Annotated in this window: 1 protein-coding gene; it reads right to left on the minus strand. The window is 64.9% G+C overall.

Annotation, left to right across the window (positions count from 1 at the left end; genetic code table 11):
* Positions 1 to 48 precede the first annotated feature (48 nt).
* Entirely contained in the window at positions 49 to 795 is a 747-nt protein-coding gene (aqpZ, locus tag COGEMETH_RS22545; protein ID WP_238184934.1) for an aquaporin Z, read from the minus strand.
* Between the last annotated feature and the right edge of the window lie 285 nt (positions 796 to 1,080).

Genomic DNA, 1,080 nt, shown 5'->3' on the forward strand with positions numbered 1-1,080 from the left:
GCTCATAAACCCAAACGCAAAACCGACCCTAGAAGTTCATAACACGCTCTAGACTGTGGCGGCCGCCACCTTCTCGACGACCACGGTCTCGACGATATCGGCCGGCTCGTAGAACCAGCGGGCGAAGGTGCCCGCCACCATGGCCCCGGCGATGGGCGCGAGCCAGAACAGCCAGAGCTGACCGATATAGTCGCCCCCCGCAAACAGGGCCGGACCGGTGCTTCGCGCCGGGTTCACGGAGGTGTTGGTCACCGGGATCGAGATCAGATGGATCAGGACAAGGGCAAAGCCGATCGGAATACCGGCAAAGCCCACGGCCGCGCCTTTTGAGGTCGTGCCGATGATGATGAACAGGAAGAAGAAGGTCGCCAGGAACTCCATCGCCAGGCAGGCGCCGACGTCGAACTTGCCGGGACTGAGCTCACCGTACCCATTGGCGGCGAAGCCGTTCGGCACCCAGCCGGGCTTGCCCGACGCGATGAGGTAGAGGGCGGCTGCGGCCAGGATCGCGCCCGCCACCTGCGCGACGACGTAAGGCAGGACGTGTCGGCTGGCGCATCGGCGCGCCGACCACAGTCCGAGCGTCACGGCCGGGTTGAAATGACCGCCCGAGATATGGCCGACCGCGTAGGCCATCGTCAGCACGGTCAGCCCGAAGGCGAACGCGACGCCGAGGAAACCGATGCCGAGTTCGGGGAAGGCCGCGGACAACACCGCTGCCCCACATCCCCCGAAGGTGAGCCAGAATGTCCCGAAGAGTTCGGCCGTCGCACGGCGCAGAGTTGAGTGCTCGATCATCTCGATCTTCCTGGTTGAAGGTCACCAAAGGACCCGGGCATGGCTTGGGCCGTGCCGGGCGCCTCAGCCGAGGAGGTCATCAGCGTCCCCGAACATCGCGCGCAACTCGATGGGCCGGATAACGCGGCTAGAGCCGTGCCCGACCACGTTGGGTCGGGCACGGCTCTAGGTCCTTGTTTTGACGCGCCCTTTCACGACGAACCGGTATCCACTTCGTCGGAGTGCGCTCTAGCGGCGGAAGGCCGGCCCCAAGTCCCGGACCATAGAGCGTGTTATGAACTG

The sequence above is a fragment of the Methylobacterium trifolii genome, assembly GCF_022179685.1.
Classification (GTDB): domain Bacteria; phylum Pseudomonadota; class Alphaproteobacteria; order Rhizobiales; family Beijerinckiaceae; genus Methylobacterium; species Methylobacterium trifolii.